Source organism: Prosthecobacter sp. Pr1 (assembly GCF_057652315.1).
This window is the reverse complement of the sequence record NZ_JBYFBS010000014.1, coordinates 111,107-132,097: the sequence shown is the minus strand read 5'-3', so window position 1 is coordinate 132,097 and position 20,991 is coordinate 111,107. Positions and strand designations below refer to the sequence as shown.

Annotated in this window: 9 protein-coding genes (1 of these 9 running past the window's edge); all 9 read right to left on the bottom strand. The window is 57.8% G+C overall.

The window, feature by feature from the left end; all coding sequences use genetic code 11:
* Positions 1–8: 8 nt before the first annotated feature.
* Complete coding sequence (locus tag AC24GY_RS20635; RefSeq protein WP_487686738.1) at positions 9–1,004, bottom strand: hypothetical protein; 996 nt, start codon at positions 1,002–1,004, stop codon at positions 9–11.
* Positions 994–1,629: a dTMP kinase gene (tmk, locus tag AC24GY_RS20630; RefSeq protein ID WP_487686737.1), complete on the bottom strand. Its 636-nt coding sequence runs from the start codon at positions 1,627–1,629 to the stop codon at positions 994–996. The genes AC24GY_RS20635 and tmk overlap by 11 nt, the downstream gene beginning before the upstream one ends.
* A 4-nt stretch (positions 1,630–1,633) precedes the next feature.
* A complete protein-coding gene (guaA, locus tag AC24GY_RS20625; RefSeq protein WP_487686736.1) occupies positions 1,634–3,154 on the bottom strand; it encodes a glutamine-hydrolyzing GMP synthase in 1,521 nt (506 codons plus the stop codon).
* Between the two features lie 51 nt (positions 3,155–3,205).
* On the bottom strand, positions 3,206–4,663 hold the full coding sequence (gene guaB / locus AC24GY_RS20620; protein ID WP_487686735.1) for an IMP dehydrogenase: 1,458 nt from the start codon (positions 4,661–4,663) through the stop codon (positions 3,206–3,208).
* A gap of 83 nt (positions 4,664–4,746) precedes the next feature.
* Positions 4,747–5,478: a Verru_Chthon cassette protein D gene (gene vccD / locus AC24GY_RS20615; protein ID WP_422321997.1), complete on the bottom strand. Its 732-nt coding sequence runs from the start codon at positions 5,476–5,478 to the stop codon at positions 4,747–4,749.
* A gap of 40 nt (positions 5,479–5,518) precedes the next feature.
* Positions 5,519–6,730: a Verru_Chthon cassette protein C gene (gene vccC, locus AC24GY_RS20610; RefSeq protein ID WP_487686734.1), complete on the bottom strand. Its 1,212-nt coding sequence runs from the start codon at positions 6,728–6,730 to the stop codon at positions 5,519–5,521.
* Between the two features lie 12 nt (positions 6,731–6,742).
* Positions 6,743–7,216: a Verru_Chthon cassette protein B gene (gene vccB / locus AC24GY_RS20605; protein ID WP_422321995.1), complete on the bottom strand. Its 474-nt coding sequence runs from the start codon at positions 7,214–7,216 to the stop codon at positions 6,743–6,745.
* A 42-nt stretch (positions 7,217–7,258) separates the two neighbouring features.
* The gene (gene vccA / locus AC24GY_RS20600; protein ID WP_487686772.1) at positions 7,259–12,325 is read right to left on the bottom strand and encodes a Verru_Chthon cassette protein A; all 5,067 of its coding nucleotides are present in this window, start codon (positions 12,323–12,325) and stop codon (positions 7,259–7,261) included.
* A 220-nt stretch (positions 12,326–12,545) separates the two neighbouring features.
* Positions 12,546–20,991, bottom strand: partial view of an autotransporter-associated beta strand repeat-containing protein gene (locus tag AC24GY_RS20595; RefSeq protein WP_487686733.1) — the final stretch only. The gene runs 22,931 nt beyond the window's last position; only the last 8,446 of its 31,377 coding nucleotides appear in the window; its start codon lies off the right edge, out of view — the gene reads right to left on this strand; it ends in the stop codon at positions 12,546–12,548.

The following is a 20,991-nucleotide window of genomic DNA, read 5'->3' as shown; positions in this document are numbered from 1 at the left end:
CGAAGGCGCTACGCGCCGAAGGCTTCGATGAAGCAGACTTCGAGGGCGAGGCCTTCGTTGACGTTGGTGTGGAGATGGCTTTCGAGCTGCCGTAGAACGCGGATGCGTTTGGCGACATCACCCGGCTCCCACTTGGCGGCGAGGGCGGCGGTGGCTTCTTGGAATTTCGGCAGGTCGAGATGCTCGGCTCCGGCCTGCTGGCGGGCGACATCGCCCATCCAGGAGAGGAGGAGCTCCATGAGCGAGGTACGCTGCTGGAGGTAGTCGGCCTCGATCTGGGCTTCGACTTGTTCTTCACGCTGCTTCAGCCAGGCACCGTCGGTGGTCTTGGCGTAGTGGTCCTGTTCGCGTTCGAAGTCGGCTTCCTGCTCCTTCTTGATGGCGTCGTGCAGGGATTCGAGGATTTCTTCGAAGTCCTTTTTCAATGAGAGAGCGGTGGAGATGCTGCCGCTTTCCTTTTTGGACATCTGCTTGAGCACGTAGAGCAGCTTGCCTTCATGCTCCGTAAAGATGCGCGCGCCATCGGGAGGCATCAGCGCGACTTCAAGTACGCGGGACTGGATGGTGGGCAGGAGCTGCTGGGGCTGAGTAGAGAGCAGCAGCAGGAGCGTGTTTGGCGGTGGTTCTTCGAGTGTTTTGAGAAAAGCATTCTGCGCTTGGGCGTTCATGCGCTCGGCATCGACGATGACCGCGAGCTTCCAGCCGTTGGGCGCGGCGGTGCGGTGGATCATTTTTTCCAGGAAGCGGATGGTGCCGGGGTCGTCGCCATCGTCACCGATGGTGATGCGGCGTGATTTGCTCTGCGGACGGAGGACGATGGCCCCCTGCCCTTCCCAGGCTTCGAGCGTGCCCATTTTGGTGCCGACGATGAGATCGAGCATTTTGGCGGCGAAGACTTCATGCTGCGCCTCCTTGGGTCCGGTGATCAGGTAGGCGTGGCCCAAGCGGCCGTTGTCACGGGCGCGGGCGATGAGCTCAAGGGCATGGTCGCTCTTAAACGACATGGGATAGGGCGGTGATGGTCTGCCAGATGTTTTCGTGCACGACTTCAGGCGTGGCTGAAGCGTCGATGATTTTCACGCGCGCCGGTTCTGCCTGGGCGACTTTGAGGTAACCCTGCCGGACTTTTTCAAAAAACGACTGCGGCTGGCTTTCCATGCGGTCCAGTTCGCGTCCGCTCTGATGAATGCGCTGCCAGGCGGTGGCGCTGTCCATGTCGAGGACGAGGGTGAGGTTTGGCAGAGTGCCGCCGATGGCGAAGTGATTGATCGCGCGCACGCTCTCAAGAGGCAGACCACGGGCGATGCCTTGATAGACGGTGGTGGAATCGAGGAAGCGATCGAGGATGACGAAGGTGCCGGCTTCCAGCAGAGGGCGGATTTTTTCGCGGACGAGCTGGGCACGACTGGCGGCGAAGAGGAGAAGCTCGGTCTCCGGGGTCATCGAGGCTCCCTCTTTGGCATGCTGAAGGAGATGGCGGATGCTTTCGCCAAGCTCGGTGCCGCCGGGCTCACGCAGCACGACGACGCTGCGCCCGGCTGCTTCGAGCCGTGTGCGAAGCAGGGCGATCTGCGTGGATTTGCCGCAGCCTTCTGAGCCTTCGAAAGAGAGAAGGAAGCCAGCGCTCATGACATCACTCCCACTCAATGCTGGCGGGTGGCTTGGTGCTGATGTCGTAAAGCACGCGGTTCACACCTTTGACGCTGTTGAGGATTTTGTTGGAGGCGTTGCGCAGTACTGAATAAGGCAGCTCGACCCAATCGGCGGTCATGGCGTCTTCGCTGATGACGGCACGGAGGGAAATGGCCTGCTCATAGCTGCGTTCGTCACCTTTGACTCCGACGGTTTTGACAGGAAGCAGAGCGGCATAGGCCTGCCAGGTGCGCTCGTACCAGCCGCTGCGGCGGAGTTCGGCGATGAAGATGGAATCTGCATGCTGGGTGGTGGCGACGCGCTCGGGGGTGATCTCACCAGGGATACGAACGGCAAGGCCAGGCCCTGGGAATGGATGACGCCACAGGGCCTGATGCGGGATGCCGAGGCTGGCACCGAGGGCGCGGACTTCGTCTTTGAAGAGTTCGGCGAGAGGTTCGAGCACCTTGCCTTGCGCTTTGAGTTCCATGATGCGGTCGACGCGATTGTGGTGCGTCTTGATCTTGCTGGCGATGGAACCGCTGGTGGCGCTTTCGATGACGTCAGGGTACAGCGTGCCCTGGGCGAGGAGTTCGACGTTGTCGGCGACTTTCCAGAATTCTTCAACGAAGAGCGTGCCGATAATGCGGCGCTTTTGCTCAGGATCAGTCACGCCTTTGAGCGCGCCGAGGAAGATGGCGCTGGCATCGATCTGCTCGATAGGGACGCCGACTTCTTCAAAGAGCTGCTTCACTTCCGCGCCTTCATTGAGACGCATCATGCCGGTGTCGATGAAGATGCAGCGGACTTTGACGCCTGCCTTGGCGAGGAGGACTGCGAGCACGGTGCTGTCCACACCGCCGGAGACGCCACAAATCACTTCGCGGCTGCCGACTTCGGCTTTGATGCGCTCCAGCATCTGAGCTTTGAATTCCTGGATGTCGAACTTGGCGAGAACCGCGCCGCTGCGGGTGAGGAAGTTTTTGAGGATGGCGGTGCCTTCATGTGAATGCGTGACCTCCGGATGGAACTGAATGCCCCAGCAGCGGTCCGACCACTTCAGAGCCACGGGCACGGCGTCTTCATTGGTGGCGATGATCTGGGCCGTGCTGGCGAGGTTGGCGCAGGTGTCGCTGTGGCTCATCCAGACCTGGGACTCGTGAGAGATGCCGTTGAAGAGGTCTGTGTGGTCTGTGACGACGAGCTTGGCGGGGCCGTATTCACGGGTGACGCCGGGTTTGACGGTGCCGCCGTGCTTGATGTTGAGGAGCTGCATGCCGTAGCATACGCCCAAGACGGGAACGCCGAAGGACATGAGCTTGGCGTAATCGACATCGGGCGCATCAACATCAGAGGTGCTGCGCGGACCGCCGGAAAGGATGATGGCACCGGGATTCTTGAGATTGGCGAGTTCCGCCGGGGGATACAGGTGCGAGACAAAGCCCAGCTCCCGAACGCGGCGAACTATGAGCTGGGAATACTGGGAGCCGTAATCGAGAACGGCGACTTCTTGGGCGGTCATGAGAAAGGGGGAACGAAAATGCGGAATGCGGAATGACGAATGCCTGAGAAATCAATGTGGCTCGTAGTTCACGGGCTCTTCGGTGATGACGACATCGTGAGGATGGCTTTCCTTGAGACCACCGGCTGTGATACGGACGAAACGGGCCTTGGCACGCAGTTCGTCGAGGGTATTGGCACCGACATAGCCCATGCCTGAGCGGAGACCGCCGATGAGCTGGAAGACGACATCTGCCAGCGGGCCTTTGTAGGGCACGCGGGCCTCAACGCCTTCGGGGACGAGCTTGCCGGAGGAGTTCTGGCCGTAGCGGTCGCCTGCGCCTTTGCGCATGGCTTTGAGACTGCCCATGCCGCGGTATTCCTTGAAGGTGCGGCCCTGCCACTTGACCATGTTGCCGGGGCTTTCTGCGGTGCCGGCCAGCAAGGAGCCGAGCATGACGAAGTCTGCACCTGCGGCGAGGGCTTTGACGATGTCTCCGGAGTAACGAATGCCGCCATCGGCAATGACTGTGACGCCAGCTGCACGGCAGACTTCAGCGACTTCCTGTACGGCGGTGAACTGGGGCATGCCCACGCCTGAGATGATGCGGGTGGTGCAGATGGAGCCGGGGCCGACGCCGACTTTGACAGCGGAAGCGCCGGCTTTGACGAGATCACGCGCGCCTTCGGCGGTGACGACGTTGCCAGCGACGATGGGCATGCTGGAGCCGAGGGCTTCCCGCAGGCGGGCGATGACCTGCATGACGCGGGTGGTGTGACCCGTGGCGGCATCAATGAAAACGGCGTCTGCACCGGCAGCCTGCATAGCGAGGCCACGATCCACGCAATCCTCACCCACGCCGACGGCGGCGCCCACGCGGAGCTGGCCGTTGGCGTCTTTGGCGGCGTTGGTAAACATCTGGCGCTTCACGATGTCCTGCTTGGTGATCAGGCCGGCGAGCTGGCCGTTGGAGTCGACCAGCGGGAGCTTTTCGATGCGGTGTGTGTAGAGGATTTTCAGTGCATCCTCAAAGCTGGTCTGGGGGGTGCCGACAGAGAGCTTCTCACGCCGCGTCATGATGGCCGAGACGGGGGTGTTTTCGTCTTCGATGTACCACATGTCACGGCTGGTGACCATGCCGGCCAGTTTGCCCTGCGCGTCCACGACTGGGAAGCCGCTGACTCCTTTTTCGTGCATCAGACGCTGCACTTCGCCCAGACGTGTCTCAGGGGAGACGGTGTGCGGCTGCTGGATGACGGTGTTTTCCGAGCGCTTCACCCGCGCCACGTGCTCCGCCTGCTGATCGATGGGGCAGTTCCGGTGAATGACGCCGAGACCGCCCTCACGTGCGAGGGCTATGGCGAGTTCGGACTCCGTGACGGTATCCATGGCCGATGAGAGAATCGGCACATTGAGACCGATGGCGGCCAGTTTAGTGGAAACATTGACATCTCCAGGCAGAACCTGGCTCAGTCCGGGAAGGACAAGGACGTCATCGAAACTTAAAGCAAGAGAAGGCAGTTCACCCATACGCCATTCAAGCGACGATCAGGCGGCTGTCATGCGGAAAATTGGGCAGTTTGAAAGGGACCGGCACTTCCCTGCAGCAGGGACTAGAATCCGGGGCGATAGTTGCGCGCCTTGCCCGTGTAGGGATCGATCTGAATGGTATAAAAGTTTTTGGACAGATTTCCTGCGGTGACGTCCGCGCCGCTGTCATACGTGATGGTGAAAAAGCTAAGCGGCAGGGTGCCGTAATCGAGCTGCGAAAAACCGCCCTGCTGAGCGTTGACTCTTCGGCAGGAACCATCCGGCATGAAGCGAATGGCATTGTATTTGGCACCGGCCACGCCGGAATAGCCCGGACCACTTCCAGCATTTGGCTTGATGTCATCGAGGGACTGACCGTCCTCCCCGTTCAGGAGAGGGGACAAATCCAGACCCGCCGCGATGATGATACCGTCAGACAGTTTGTACAAGGTACCGACTGGCACCACTGACTCCGAGACCTGTGCATTCGCACCCACGCCTTGTGACAATGTCACAATTTTAAACATCTGATAAGACCGGAACAACTGCACGGTGGAGCCGGGGGAATCCTGGTCGGGGTGTTTAAAAAACCTCAGTTCAACGGGAACATTCTGTGCGTAAGCCAGCTGCTTGGCCTCAGTGATGGCCCCCATGATGGAATCCCCCGTGGTTGCCAGCCGAGTGGCCTGCATGGTGCGCATCAAAGCGGGAGTGGCTGAAGCCATGATCATCGCGATGATGGCGATCACGACAAGCATCTCGATCAAGCTGAAGGCCCGCCTGGCCTGCCGCTCAAAGTATGGGGAGTGAGTCATAGAAAAAATGGGCCGGGTTAAAGAGCAAAGAAGACTGCCATCAGAAGCTCCAGCGGGACTGCTTGAGAGCGATGGTGGTGCTGAAAATTCGATAATTGAGTTTCTTATCAAGCAGGAGCTGAACCAGCGTGCCTGTCTTGCCTTGGTCCCCATCCAGCTCTTCGACCAAGCTCGCGGCACTTTGGAGCTTGCCAGCAATGGCAGTCAGCAACTCCGTCCTCATCTGGCTGTTTTCTTCGCGTGCAAGAAACTCTCCCGACCGTTCATCCAAGGCGATCATGCTGACCTTGAGCAGCGGTGGGAGCAGGTGCTGAGTTCCCTGCGGGCTGGCATTGATTGGCGAGGATCCAGGATTGACTTTCAAGGTTGAATCATAAATGAACTGAGGGGCGATGGCATAAGGAGACACAGTCGTGTTGCCGGTGACCTCAATCTGCGGAGAAATCACCAGAGCAATGATGTTCTCGGCAATTGGCCGCGTGAATGCACGCGTTTGGGCGGTCTCTTGCGTGCCTTGCACCTCAGTGTCCAGCACATCCGCATACCATTCCTTGGAGTGGGAGGTGATCGGCCGCAGATTGGTGTCATAAATCCGGTTCTTTTCCGCAGTGGGACTGTATTCCATCAAGCGAAGCCGGCTGCGCACCGGGACAGCATTGTTGAGCTGATCAAGAAACGCCGGGCGAAATGACGCATCCGTCCCCCATTCCACAAAATATCCCCGGCCACAAAGAAGATTGACCATGTTTTCGGTGTTCACGATCTGGTTATTGCCACCTTGGGCAGCAGTCGCCACCAGACTTGCGATTCCCAATGGAGCCTGGAAAAAAACAGCGTGTCCAGGATAGTTCTGTGCGTTGCCGGCAGCGGCGGGAATCACCGCGCTGGTGGGGCCACAGATAAACTGAAGCTCCGACTGCCTGAAGTAGTCTTTGGCGAGGGTGATCGTCTGACCTGCGGCATCCGTGCCTACTGTGTCAAATTCGTTGTCCCAGTAGTTGTTCAGCGTGGCCTGGGAGATTGAGCGAGAGAGCGTGTCGAATGCCTGGCGTGCTTCACGAAACTGCGAGACGCGGGAATTGGCACGCACCCAAGTGCGCTGCACGATGCCGATGACCTGGGAGACGACGAGCATCAAGATCACCAGAAAGGTCACTGAAACGAGCAGTTCAATGAGTGTAAAGGCACGCCCCGCAGCCGACCGGGGGCAGCGATGGGATGGCGGACGCGATGAGAAGGCGGAGAGCTTCATGGCAGGGAGAAATCAGCGAGTTTTGGCGATCAACTGATTGAAGGTGACATAAGGTGATGTGGTGTCGCTGCCGGGGGGCGCGAACACAAAAGCAGGCGAACTGGTCGCAGCGATTCTGATCACCATGCGCCTCATGTAAGGCTGAGTCATCTCGGTTTTGGGCAGCGCCACCACCTGCTGCGGATCAACCTCGACAACGTAGGCGAGATCCGTGGCATCCTGCGCGACCTCACGCCCCTGATCATTGTAGTACTTTCTCACTATCTTATTCGGCAGCAAATCAAAGGAGGCATTTTCCATGTCATGCGTGAGCTGCTCCAAAATGTTGCTGTCATTAATCATCAGCGATGTCTTGCGGGCCATGTCGAGCCCCTGGGGCAGGAGCCCCAGCAGCGTGATGATGGCGAGAGCCGCAATGGCCACAGCGAGCGTGACCTCGACCAGCGAGAAACCAGCCTGTGAGCGGGATTTAATGAGATGTTTCATATGCAAAGAGAGGTAGGCCCCAGGGGATCAACTGGCAGAACATCATGGGCTGAAACGCTTGCTTTCCAGCGTGCGGAACTTGTAGAAAGTGTCCAAGGGCTTTTCACCCAGGGGGTTGGAAGCAGCACCGTAATCAGGCAGAGGATTGGCCACGTCGGTAGGGTCAATGTAACGCTCAATCAGTGAGGACCCACGGTATTCGCCGAGAACGGCGTCTTTGGCAGGGTCCATGGTATCCGCAGCCGTGGAACGCGCCTTGGTGATGACCTGCGCCCGCATGTGAACACGGAAGGTGTTGCTGCGCGTGGTGACACGGGCGTAAATGTTGGAATAGGGGCGCTCACGCGTGTTGTCTCCTGTTCCTGGATGGTTCTGCCAGAACTGCTCCATCACAGACTGCAAGTTGGAGCCGCTGGTAGTTGCATTGATGTTGGAAATACTGCCGAGGGTCTCCCCACCGGAGGAGGGCCCCTTGCTGACATCAGGAATCAGGTGCATTTCGCAGATCTGGCTGGGGCTGCGGAAGAGGCCCCGATAGCGGTTGAGAGCATGATTGGAGCCAGTGGCCGAGTGTTGGAACTTCTGGTCAAACTGGTACAAGGTTTTAGTAACATCAATGGGGCGGTGCCAATACTTGGTGTTCTGGCCTTCATCCCAGAAGCGATCCCCCGAACTGCTCCACATGGAAGAGGTCGCGGCCGTCTGGAAGGTTTTCGCGTTATTGGTGTCCGTCAGCGGGATGGCGGTTATGAATTCGCCCTTCATCACTGCATGGAGGCCGGTGGCGCGGGTGATGTTAGTGAAGGGGACGATCTGGTAATTGAGATTGATGCGGCCAGCGATGGAAAGCGGCTCGCTGATGGCGTAGGGCTCCACCACCGGCATGAAGAAGAGATCCAGCAGGTAGTGGTCGCGCGGATTGTTGTCGCCGGGATGGGTACTCTTGCCGTAATTGGCATTAGAACTCGCGTAAGGCCGGAAGAGCAGCGTCTGCCAGGGCTTGCCCTCATTGTAGCTGACTCCGGTCACCGCGCTGGAACTGACGCTGCCGCCGGACCAAACCCCGGTCGGGAGAGAGCCGAACATCACTGGTGAGCTTACCATTCTGTTTGGCGTCATGTAAATGCCGGTGCGCCAGTCATCACTGTTATTCCAAGCCTCATAAAAGTAGCCCGAGCGATATAACTTTTTAACATTATAACGGATAGTCTCACCGGCATAGAAGTTTCCTTCATCAGGCTTGTTAACATACGGGCCATCACGGGCGTCGCCGATGCCATTGTCAAAGTCACCGTAGCTGTTCGCGGTGGCGGCCCAGCCATCATCAGGCGGGAGGTCTGGAACGCGTGCATCGGAATACGGAGCGCCGGCGACAAGCTGCTGATCCTTGGTCATGCCGACATTGGGAAACTTGGTCATGCTGGTATCTCCTGGGAGCATAACCCCCGGTTCAGCATTCCCCCAATGGGAAGTAAAACTGTGAATGTTGCGAGGCTGGGTCAGAGGCCCTTGTGACTCCATCTTTGTCCAGACTGGATGCTTCATCCACATGGTGCTTGGCACTTCATAGCGGGCGGCGGCGAGACGGTAGTCTCCAACGGCCGGCACAAAAGTGCGGATCACATCTGAACCTGACCACGGATTACCATTGGCATCCACGACATTGGCACCACCGAGTTCTACTGGAATCAGGGGAATGCCGCTGTTGCCGCTTAACTCAAAGGTGGGAGTGCCGCCGCTCATGGCAGAAAGAAACCGGCCATCCGTATCCAGTCTCCCGGTCTGCAACTGACCGATAGGACCATCCAAATCAGTGTTAAAGCTAGGCCCAACGGTGTATAACCTGCGAGTTGCCACGGGGAGACCAAGAGGGCCTTTATAGGCAGGGTTTACGGTACCGAACATGCGATTAAGGCATCCCATCCGGTTGAAGCACCACCAATGGGGTGCTTGGATAGAGCGCCGGAATCCTTCGCGCCCATAGCTATCAACCCAGAAATAGTGCGAAGCTTCCACCTTGCCCAGAGGATCGGTGACCGGCGAACCGTTGATGAACCGTTCATTGGATGAATAGACCAAGGCAGGAACGGGCAGATACGCTTCATCAACGGCCAAGCTGATGCTCTGCACTTCTTCTTTTTCGTTCCCCACACGCTTGTGCATGTCATAAATCCTGATCACCAAACTACGCTCACCGAATGTCAGATGCATCGGCTGGTCGCGTGGGACGGTAATGAACTGGCTGACCAAACCCCAGTTGTTCAAGCCGTCATGAAAGTTGTTGCTTGATCCAGGATTGGCAATGTAGGCGCTTGGATCATTCCCACGTTGAGTTCCGGTGACGTAAGGATTGGTGTCATCACCAATCTGCGTGGTACCCCAGCCTGGAGCCGCTCTGCCCCCGGAAATAATGCTGGGTCCGACATGGCCGCCCAGAGGGTAGGCACCCGAGGAACCGCCGGTTTCATACACATTTCCGTTGGATTTGATGACCACGTCCTGTGCCGATGGAAACAAAGACGTGTTGTTGAGCTTGATGGAACGCAAGAACTTCCCGTCCAGTGTAATGGCCCATTCAGGGAACATTTTTGTCCAGCCAGACATGGGACAGAAAAATTCCAGCGTGAGCATGGCCTGTACTCTTTTTTCAGCAGGGAAGGCAGGATCTGTACCATCCGCCAATGGCTTATTTGTTTCCAAGGTCATGTTCCAGTTTGATGGTTGATAGCCCGGATGGAATCTAGGATGTTTGGTTAAATCTGAAGGATTTGTGGGATCACATCCATAATATCGGCCACCACCATACTTATTCACAGCCAATGGCTCGTTCCCATCGAGAGGTGGATAATTGGAATACCAGCGCTTGTAGTCGAGATAGGGGTTGCCATTGTTAGGCGCTGGCGGTGGGTAAACACCGTTTTCAACCGGCCCGGAGCCAGCCGATGAGGCTGCTGCGGTGACCTCCTTATTCGGAAGCGTCCGGGGCGCATTGCCACCGCCCGACCGCACGCCGTTGCAGACCACTGCGTACGGATCATTGGGAGCGATGTAGCCATCCGCCGTGCAAATGAACTGAAATCCGATTTCGGAAATGGTGAACATCCGCCCCATGCCTTGTACGGTCTGCCCACCGTTGCGCTGCCAGCGCGCCGGAGAAACCTGGCCATGTCCGGGAAACACCGTCTTGTTACTCGAAAGGTAGGTACTGCCAAGCTGGTTCTGCCCGTTGTTCAAACTGCCTGTAGCCGCTGGGGTGACCCGTTGCTCTGTGAAGGTCAGACGGTCGGGGGCGATGGTTGACCGGGTATTGTAAAGAGCCTGATTCAATGCAGTACCGCCGAGCGAGGAAATGCCGGCATAAGGGGTATAACCATCATTCCCGCGTGCCAGCACGCCATCGTAGAGATTGGTGCAGCGGATGTAGTCAAAGAACATGATGGCGAGCTGGGCCACATTGTCCGTGCCGTACTTGTCACCAAAATTATTGCTTCCTCCGAGCGAGGAGGTCTGCGGGAACTGCAGCGTTGCCATCTCTGCATAGAGATAGTCGAGCAGCTTGCTATTGCGCCCCAGAGACGACGAAGTCCCGCTGTCCGACGATGATCCCGTCACATCATACGTAGGGTGATGCGGATCGGCACGACGGAAAAAGTAGCTGTTGGCAATGGCGGAGCCGGCGGTGGTGCCGCGCTGAGTCGAACACAGGGCGATGATGTTGTCAAAGCTGGTGCGGCGCTTTGGCCCCAGTGATTCATCCGGGACAGGCCACATGGCAACACGTGGCAGGCCATGAATGCTAAACTCCGGAGAGCGGCTGCTGGAGGTGAGAAAAAAACGGGACCTCTCCAAAGTGCCTTGATCAAAAATGTAGCGTCCGTTGCTGCCCGGAAGCTGGATGCTGGCAGCCATGCGACCGTTGGTGGGATTGTAGTTATAGGCGGAATCCGAAGTTCCATCGGCAAACAGCATTTCATCCACACTGGCAAACAAGCGTTCTTTTCGTGAGGCGGTGAGGTCAATGAGGCTGCCGATATCGTTCTCGCCATTGCTGTCCGAAAAGGCATCTTTCACAAACGGCCTGGTGCCCGAGGTGGACCCACCCATGGCAATCTTGGGGATCAAACGATAAATAGCATCCTTGATGTTTACAATGTCGGTCACTTTGGCGTTGGGGCTGTACACGTCCAAGTCGACACCGGGTGCGAGGACGGCGCTTAAAGCCACTGTGGCAGGATGCCCGGGATAGCGCTGGTACTCGCCCGAGGCTGGCGGAAAGTTGGCCCATTTTGAGTCACGCTGGTGAAAGAAATAAGGAGGTGCAAAAAAGGTGGGCTCGGACGCCGTGTTGATATTGACTTTGCAAGATTCGTCGTCGGTCCAAAAAGCAACGCGTCCAACGATAGGATTGCTGGCGCTGGGGATCGTCGCGCCGTCTGCACTGATGAACTTGTTGCTGGCGTCAAGTGCACCGGTAGTGCCGTCCCGCAGGACATAAATCCACTCGACCGGCATGGGCAGTCGCAGTTTGTTGGGTTCATTGCCAACATCCGCAGGCAGCACCACTTCATTGTAGGTCACCGCTCCACCAGCCCCGGTGATGGAGGGCGTGGACTTGGAGTAGGTAAAGCCTTCCACGGCAGCCATCGTCTGCCCATTGTCGGGGTTGGTTCCGTTGTAAGCAGCGCGGGGATCAATGATCGGGAAATAGAGTGCCATGGTTCCCGTGGTAAGGCCGGGGCGGACGATCGGATCGTTCAAATCCACATAGCGCGCGGCGTTTTGTGTGGCGTTCCAGTCTTGTGGGATTTGATGGTCGCTGCTGAAAATGTCCGCCTCATTAGAGCTGGTGATGACCATCTGCGAGCTGGAATAGAGCTTGTGGGCACGCACAAAATCACCATTGGCCTGATAGACACGCGCCATGCCAGGCTGGGTAGCATGGATGGTGCGGCTGAAGGAGCCCGTGGCGGAATTCTGGGCATTTTGCAGCTGCGCCTCGGTGAATACGACAGCGAGATCCGCAAGCTGCTTGGCGCTACGAGAGGCCACATAGCTCTGGCTGGCTTTGTATTCCGTGCGAGTGACTGAAAATATGGCGACCACCAGCATGGACATCAAAGCCACGGTGGTGACCACCATGACTAAAGCCATGGCCTTCCTGCGTCTGTTCCAATTTGCGACTAATGTTGCAGCATTCATGATTAGCTCCTGGTAAATTCCTGATTTATGACACGATAATAATAAATTCGCGTCAAACTGACAAGGTATTTATCATGTAAACACAAAGGCAGCACTGCGCATTTTGACCACAGGACCAGCGCAGAGTGGCTCAAACAGCCAGTCTGCGGCGACGGCGCCAGCCCAAGGCCAGGACTCCGAGAAGCAGCAGCAGCAAGCGGCCGGGCTCTGGCACGGCCACCACGATGATACCCGTGGTGTACAAGTTGCTGATGTCCCAGAACTTGCCGCCACTCAGGGTCGGGAGGTCAACGAAATCGGTCGAAGTGTTGCCGGTGAGATTGGCGAACTTCCCGGTGGGAGTCAGACCACCCCAGTCAATGAGCTGCCAACTGTCTCCCACGTTGAAACTGGTTGAAACGAGGGAACTGCCGGCACCGATGCCCACGTTCAACGTCGCCCCGGTGATGGTGATCTCCGAGACGCTGAATCCGATGTCGCTGAAAACAATGCGGTCGGCTTCTGAGGTGGGGGTGCCGCTCGTATTGGTGAAGAGATTGAGCTTCAAAATGGAGCCAGCATCCAACATCACGAACGCCTGATCCCCGGGAGTCACAGCTCCTGTAAAACGGTCAAAATCAGCTGCAAAGGAGCCCGTGGAATCCAAGGTCACATGCAGTTGGTTCGCGGAGGTAGAACCTACCGCACCCACGATCAAAGTCCCCCCGCTTTGGACCCAGAGTCCATTGGAAAATCCGGTGTCAGACCCGGGGGCAATGGTTCCAGTGCCGCCGAGGGTGGCACCGTCCCACACCACCACATTACCGTAGCCGGTGCCGGAGCCTGCGGTGTTGTTAACGAGCAGGGTTCCTTCATAGACCCCGGTGTCACCGTAGTAGGTGTTGCTGCCCGTGAATGTGGCCACTCCAGCCCCTGTTTTCCCGATAAAGAGATAGTCCTCAACACCGCCTGTTTTGGCTTCACTGATGACTCCAGAGAAAACCATGCCTGTGCCAACATCCGGCGCGGTGTTTGATTCGATCTGAAGCTCCGTGATCTCCGAAACATTATCCAGCACATTTCGCAGAGTCAATGCACCTGAGAACGTCACTGCATTGGAGGAGGTGATCTTGGTGATTCCCCCCCCCTGATTGGGGCTGACATTGAGATCGATGTTCTGCGTGACGTTGGTGAGCGCAGCGTTGTTGATCTGAAGAGTGACGTTCGGGGTTGTCTGATCCAGCACCCAGACCACCGCATCATTGGCTCCTGAAGCATTGCTGTTGCTGACATTGGTCACGGAGGGGGAAGCCATGAAGAAGGTCTGGTTGGCAGCGGTTCCTTTGTTGACGGTCACCTGGGTGCCATAAACCATGTTGGTGGTGCTGTTGAAGGCCTCGAGAGCACCATCGGTGGCAGTGCTGTTATTGGTCCCGCTCACGCGCGCCAGATTCATGGTCAGATCGTCGTTGATCTGCGTGATGACATAGATGCCGTTGCGCTCAGGATGATCGACTTCGTCCTTCACGAGGATCGTTGTTTTGCCAACGTCGGCGGCGCCAAAGGTGACGCCATCAATAACGCGGCTGACATTGACGAAGGCCCCAGTGCCTGCATTCAGAATTCCTGCGCTGTAAACTCCGCCAGCCGTGGCCACAAACGCACCGCCAAGTCCGCTGAGGTTGGGGGCCGTGCTGGCCGTGCTGGTCTCCACACCCAGCAACGAGGCACCGTTCGTGGCGTAAGACACGTGCATAACCATTTTACCGCCGAGGACACCTCCCAGGCTGGAGGTGGAGTCACCCAATTCGAGGGTGGATGTCTGCCCCAAGGCAGTCACACTCGAAAGCACCAGTGTCCCTGCCCGCACCACGGTACCACCGGTGATGGTGTTCCCTGGGCCGCCAGTCTGCGAGCCATAGGTGTTGGCACCGGCAAGCTCGACCGTGCCCCCCAGAACAGTGATGCCGCCGAGACCCGTGATGGCACCATTGTAAGTGACCGTGGAATTGGCGCTGGAAACCAGAAGGACATTGTTTCCCGCAGTGCGATCCACCTCAATGGAGCCGTTGACAGTGGTGGCAGCCGCCGTGGTGTTGAGAATGGAGACGCCACCGCTGTTCACATTGCCAAACTTCAGGGAATTGGACAAGGTGGTGCCGTTGAAGACGAGCATCAGGGCTTCGTTGTTCGAACGCGTGTCTGTGGTGGTGCCGATCTCGACCAGCCCGTTCACATCGCCCAAAGAACCATTTTGCTGGGCGATCAAGGTCCCTTCGGCCAGCGAGGTGCCGCCGGCGTAGGTGTTGACTGCCGACAGAGTCAGCACGCCGTGACCACCCTTGACCAGGCGTCCGTCACTGCCCGAAATCACACCACTGATGATGGCGTCAGGAATCAACGTCCCAGTGGATGGTGAAGAGTAGACAGGCCCGCGACCGCTGGTGACTTCCACCAAGTGAGATTTGCGGCCCAGATCAATGCCATTGGCAAAAATCACGGTCTTGTCAGCGTCCTGGGCGCCCAGAAGGAGCGAGTCATTGTCCAGAACAAATCCGTTCAGGCCCCAGGTCAGAGTCGCGCCGCTGCCGCCGATGTTGACGGTGCGGTCGGAGGTGTAGGCTGCAAAGCCGCCACTGCTGGTCCAGTCCACCTGCGTGCTGCCGGTGCCGAGGCTGCGGGTGAAGTCTCCTGAGTTAAGACCGATGATGCCACCGTCCAGACGGAGATGGCTGTTCGCCGGAAGCGCCGAGGCCGAATCAAGGCGCAGAACGCCACCCTGCACATAAGTGGTGCCGGTATAGGTGTTGGTCCCGGAGAGTGCGGTGGTGCCATTGCCACTCAGGACCAGATTGACCAGAAGACCGGCGGTGGAGTTGTTCGCAATCGACGAGCTGATGGTCAACGCCCTCAGCGGATTCCAGTTGTAGATGATGAGATCGGCCGTGGTGCCGTCTGTGTTGGCCAGGCCGCTAGTGAGGACACCGCCCACAATCGAGTTCTGGTGGGTGCCTGAGTGAGTTGTCTGAAGGATGGCTCCATTGGCAAGGGTAAGGGTGTCTGTAATCGTGACGGTGCTGGAATTGAGCGCCAGAGGAATGGAGGCCAGATAGTCGGAATAGAGGTTCACAATTCCACTCTCGGTAGCCGCCGCACTCAGGGTGATGGAGTTGGCGCCGGAATTAATGGACAGGACCGTTGTGCCGGCTGGAATGCCAGGGCCGGTGATCGTCATTCCCACTCTCAGACGAGAATCGCTGATGTTGGAGACAACGGCGCTGCCAGCAGTCGTGCTGCCGGTGATGGTGTCAAAGGCATACAGGGTCACGGCGGTTCCCTGCAGGCTCGGCGCCTGGCTCAGAGTGATTTTATTGTTGGCCGCGTCGATGGCGGTGATGTAAGTGCCCGGCACAATCCCGTTGCCCCGAATCAACTGTCCGACCTGCAGGCGGTCCACTCCCGGCACATTGGTGACATCGGTGCTGCTCGTGCTCAGATTGCCTGCAGATGAAATGCTGTTGTTGTAGAACAGGATTGTGCTCACGGAAGCGCCTGAAACCGTGCTGCCGGAGAAAGATTCCTCAATCAGCGCACCATCATGCACGTTGTTCACGACAGTCCAGTTGGCGGGATTTTGGATGAAAGAATGAGACCCCTTGATGTCGGAACCGGACATGATGTTCGTCGCCGAATCAATGATCGCAAAATTGTTCACGCCCGGGTTGTTGGGATCATTGATGCTGAAGAGCGCACGAGGCATGATGACACCCACGTCGACCAGAGCCTGCCCGCCGATGACGATGCGCGCCACAGAGGATCCGCCGTCTGCCACAAAGAGCACATTGCCGCCCTTTTGATAAGTGACGGGTGTTGGATTATTGAGATCCTGCAGGTTGAGGAAGGTTGCTGACCCCGTGGTGCCCGTCACACGAATGACGGAAGCACCTTCGGCAATGGTCAGCGCACCGATGAAGTTTTGCGTGGTGTTGCGACCGGTGATGCTCTGAACATTCAGCGTACCACCGCCCATGGTCAGGGAGCCCACATCATTGCGAATATACTGGTCATTGAATCCGGGGGAGAGCTTCAGGGTTCCGTCATTCACCACCAATGCGTCGAGGCCGTAGCCACCGAACGAGGTGCCCAGCAGGGCCAGGGTGCCTGCACCAGTCTTGACCAGGCTGTAATCATCCTGGTTACCGGGGGTTGTGAAATTACCGCCCAAGGTCAGCACAGTGTAGGCATTGCCGACATCCCAAACTGCGGACTGATTGATGGTGAATCCACGGTCCGAACTGGCGCTGGTGCCATTGAATTGAAGCGTGCCGCCGTTGAAGACCAAATTGGCCAAAGTATTGCGGGAGGCGCCCAGGCTCGAAGCAGGGCCAGCAAACACGAGTGTGTTGGAACCTGTGGCAATCGCCGCCACGGAAATGTAGATCGTGGTGCCGTCGATGATTTTGGTCACGGTGGCCCCCAATGGAATGCCAGGTCCCGAGACCAGCTCTCCGACGCTCAAATTGGCGGTGGTCGGCACGGTGACCATTGCGCTGCCATTCGTCGTGGTGGCAAGCAGTGTCGCGCCAATGCTGGTGCTGGCCCCAAAGGTGAGGTTGTTCTGGCCGGTGGTCGTCACGGGATTGGAAATCTCGATCGTGTTTTGATCCAGAATCCGCACGATGGTCGAGTTCGCCGGGATGCCGTTGCCGGAAATGGTCTGGCCGACGGTCATGCCCAAGGTGCTGCCCACGGTAATTTGCGTGCCACTTTGAGTGTTGCCGGTGCGCGCGCCAGTATACAGATTCGCGGGCCCGAAGTTTAACGAAGAAGCGGTCGCAGTGGGGACATAGGCAACGCCCACCGATCCGGAAATGACGCCAATGGTGATCTGGGTGCTGTTGACAATGGAGAGGATGACCACCTGACCACCGGCATTGGAAATGCCTGTGCCAGCCACCGTCTGCCCGACGGCGAGACCTGCAGTGCCACCGGCAACAGTGACGGTGTTGTTGCTGGTGTTGGTGGCGGCTGCAATGGTGCCGGTCTGTGCGGTGATGCCGCTGTTGTTGAAGGTCAGGCTGGTGCCCGTGGTGCTGATGAGCGCGCCGTTTGACAAGGTGACCGTGGTGGGGTTGTTGATGGCGGCGATGGTGACGCCGGCAGGAAGTGCCCCCCCTGTGACGACGGTGCCAATGGTCAGGCCAGTCGCATCCACCGTGAGTGTGCGGCCGGTGGAAGAAAGGTTGGTGATCAGCTGCGTGCCAGCAGTATAGCCTTCAACACCAAGAGACTGGATGGTGGTGACGCCAGCATTCAGGGTGGTGACGCCGGTGTAGAGATTCATGCCGGAGAGAATCAGATTGCCCAGGCCTGTCTTGTCCAGGCCGGTGACCTGTGAGAAGGTCAGGGTGCCTGTTCCAGCTCCCGTAACAGCGGCGTTGCTAAGGGTGATGGAGGAATTGGCAGTGATGGCGGTGATCGTGGTTCCGTCCACGATGCCAAGTCCGGAAACCTTCATCCCCACATAGAGACCGTTGGTTCCGTTGATGCCATTGAGTCCGGTGACTGTTGTGCTGCCAGCAGCAGTGGTGCCGGAACGGTCCTGGCTGAACTGCAGGGTTTCAGTCACGGAAGCCGACGTGTTTGAGCTGAGTGTGATAGTGTTGGTCTGGAACTCCCGCGTGGTGGTGGCGGAGATCGATTCATTCGGCGCCCCGTCGAGCGTGACGATTGTTCCATTGATGTTAGTCACGGTGCGTCCCAGCAGGGTGGCTCCCACGAAAAGATTGGATGGCACGGCGGATACGAACACGCTGTTGCCGGAAGTGCTGGTGATGCTGACCGTGGCCACCGAAGACAGCGCGGTGATGGTGGTTCCCGCAGCAATGCCAGATCCTGTCACAAGCATGCCCACGGCAAGGTCGGCGCCGTTGATGTTGCGCACGAGGTTGCTGCCGCTTGCAATCGTTGCCGTCCGATCTGCCCGGCTGGCGGTGTTGTCGATGATGGAGGCGGAGATTTCAAAGGCAGCGATGGTGTTGTTCTGGATGATCAACAGGTCATTGACCGTGGTGCCTACCCTGCCGGTGGAAAGAGTGCCGCTGCCATTGATCAGGGCCTCGCCGCTGCCCATATTTGGGGAGATCAGAATGGCGCCGCCTTGCAAAGAGTTGGCTCCGTTGAGCGTGACCGTGCTCACTCCACCGCCGCTCACCGGAGTGTTAAAGCGCATTGTGTTGGCGACCCGATTGGTCTGGGCCGTGCTGGCGATGAAATCCATGTTTCCAGTGGTCGTGGTGAGGGTCCAATCGTTGTTCACCTCATTACGGGTGTAGTCGGTGTAGGCCCGGATCATGAGGTCTCCAGCGGTCGTGTTCAGCATATTGACAAGCGATTCGTTGAAGGAGCTCTTCGTCGCCCAGCTCGAATCGCTGACCGTGGCCCAGGAGCCCAGAATCCCGACCGTGTTGTTGGTGTCGGTGCTGGCAATGTCATCTCCGCTGAAATTGATCTTCGCTCCTGCCTGGCGGCTGATGCCGTTCATGCGCAGGATGGAGCCGCCGCTCGGACGCGTGACGCGGTTGTCCCCAGCACCCAGCGTGACGCCAGCGACGATTTCCACATGGGAGCCGCCCAGCAGTTCAAGGGTGCCGCCAAAACGGCTGCCACCAAGAACGAGCGCGCCGGTGTCTGCAAGCTTGCTGGAATTGTTGGTGGTGTAATCCAGGCGCAGAGTGCCGGCCTGAACCGTGTGGTTGGGCACATTGAACGAAGAATTCAAAGTATTGCGGGTGGTGGGATCCGCCTGGCCGCTAAGGATCAGCATGCCGCCACCGATCTGCGTGACGCTGCCGTCTCCGCCAAAAGATCCCTTGAGATTGAGAATAGAACCCTGCTGCACCAGGATGGTGGAGTTGGCATTGACAAAAACCGAGCCAGCCCATGAGCTGCTGCCCAGGGTGGTGGCCAGGGTGCCACCAGCGAGATACATCGTCTGCACGGTGTTGTAGGCCACATTGCGCAAGTCGAGAGTGGCATTCTGATTGCCGATGAGGTTGCTGCCATTGGTGCCGCCAGCAATGATGATGCCTGCGCCACCTGAAGCACCGAAAGCACCATCTGCCGTGGCTGCCAGAATACCGGCATTGACCATGGTCTCGCCTTTGTAGGTATTGGTGACGCCAAGGACCCAGGTTCCGTTGCCGATCTTGTTGAGAGAAGTCGGCCCACCCGTGCCATCTCCCAGCACCAGATTGAAGAGGTTGTCACCACGATTGGCTCCACCCAGGGTCAGGGTGCGGGAGCCGGAGCCGGTAAATGCCACTGCCGGAGACAGGCCATCGAAACCAAAGGTCACTGTCGCGCCAATGACAGTGCCGTCGGCGATGATAGCCCCGGCGCTGTCGCCCAGACCAAGTGTGAAGGCACGGTCTGTGAAGGTGGAGACATTGTTGAAGAACCTCAGGGAACCGCCGTTGAAGACCAGATTGGCGGCAGCATTGGAAGCACTGCCAATGCCGCTGTTTTGCCCGCCAAATCCAAGCTGCAGGACGCGAATGCCGCCGCCGTTGATGGTTGTGACGCCCGAGTAGTTGCTGTCCGCACTGTTCAAGGTCAAAATGCCATTACCGTTTTTGGTCAAAGAAACGCCTCCACGTCCTGATGTGCCGTCCGTGATCGAGCCATTGTATGTGAAACTACTGTCAGAGGCATTGATCGTGAGGGTGGAGGGAGCAGTGCCGTTGTTATTGACAGTACCGAAGCCGGTGAGCTTGGCCATCGAGGTTGAATAACCGTTCAGATTGATCGTGCCATCATTGTAGACAACGTAACCGCTGCCTGTGCTGACCAGGCCGTTATTGCTCTCAAAACGAACCTGGCCACCGTTGATGGTCAGCGTTCCATTGAATTGATTGCTGCCACCCAGCCGCAGCAGCCCGGATGCCATCAAAATGTCACTCGTAAGAGTGTTGTTTCCAAGCAGGGCGATCGAAGAACCGATCATGCGAATGAAGCCGATGGTGTTGTCGCCAGTCAGCTTGACAGCGTTGAAGCCGTTGAATGCGAGGTTTTGATTGGTTCCATCTGCGGTCGCAAGCTGGGAAATCTCGACGGTGGTGCCGTCGACGATCCTAGTAATGACAGTGCCATTTGGAATGCCATTTCCGGCAACCGTGGCCCCCACTTCGAGTCCGACAGTCGTCGTCACTGTCACCAAATTTCCACCGGTGACGTATGTTGAAGCGAGGGTGCCAATATCATTAGCCTGCGCGCCATTGGTTTCCAGGCCGCCCGAAAGATTGTTGTTCCCGGCGATGAGCAACACACCGAGGCTGCTGGCGTCGGGAGCAAAAATCAGGCTGCCGAAGTTTCCTATGATGCTGTTGGCAGCGCCCATGGACAGCGTGCTGTTGGTGGCCACACGGAAGTAAGCATCTGCGGTTCCAAGGGTGATGCCACGATTGGGGTCATTGAACACCAGGTTGGTGCTGGCACGCAGCACACCGCCGTTGATCGTCAACTGGTCAGCCTGATAGGTGCCAGGATCCGCCCCCAGGTCACTTTCACGAGTGATCTGCAGCACGCCGTCATTGATG

Bases quoted from the DNA above. Each gene is read 5' to 3' on its own strand.
- guaA (WP_487686736.1), bottom strand. From the start codon at position 3,154: ATGACCGCCCAAGAAGTCGCCGTTCTCGATTACGGCTCCCAGTATTCC.
- vccA (WP_487686772.1), bottom strand. From the start codon at position 12,325: ATGCTGGTGGTCGCCATATTTTCAGTCACTCGCACGGAATACAAAGCC.
- tmk (WP_487686737.1), bottom strand. From the start codon at position 1,629: ATGAGCGCTGGCTTCCTTCTCTCTTTCGAAGGCTCAGAAGGCTGCGGC.
- AC24GY_RS20635 (WP_487686738.1), bottom strand. From the start codon at position 1,004: ATGTCGTTTAAGAGCGACCATGCCCTTGAGCTCATCGCCCGCGCCCGT.
- vccD (WP_422321997.1), bottom strand. From the start codon at position 5,478: ATGACTCACTCCCCATACTTTGAGCGGCAGGCCAGGCGGGCCTTCAGC.
- guaB (WP_487686735.1), bottom strand. From the start codon at position 4,663: ATGGGTGAACTGCCTTCTCTTGCTTTAAGTTTCGATGACGTCCTTGTC.
- vccC (WP_487686734.1), bottom strand. From the start codon at position 6,730: ATGAAGCTCTCCGCCTTCTCATCGCGTCCGCCATCCCATCGCTGCCCC.
- vccB (WP_422321995.1), bottom strand. From the start codon at position 7,216: ATGAAACATCTCATTAAATCCCGCTCACAGGCTGGTTTCTCGCTGGTC.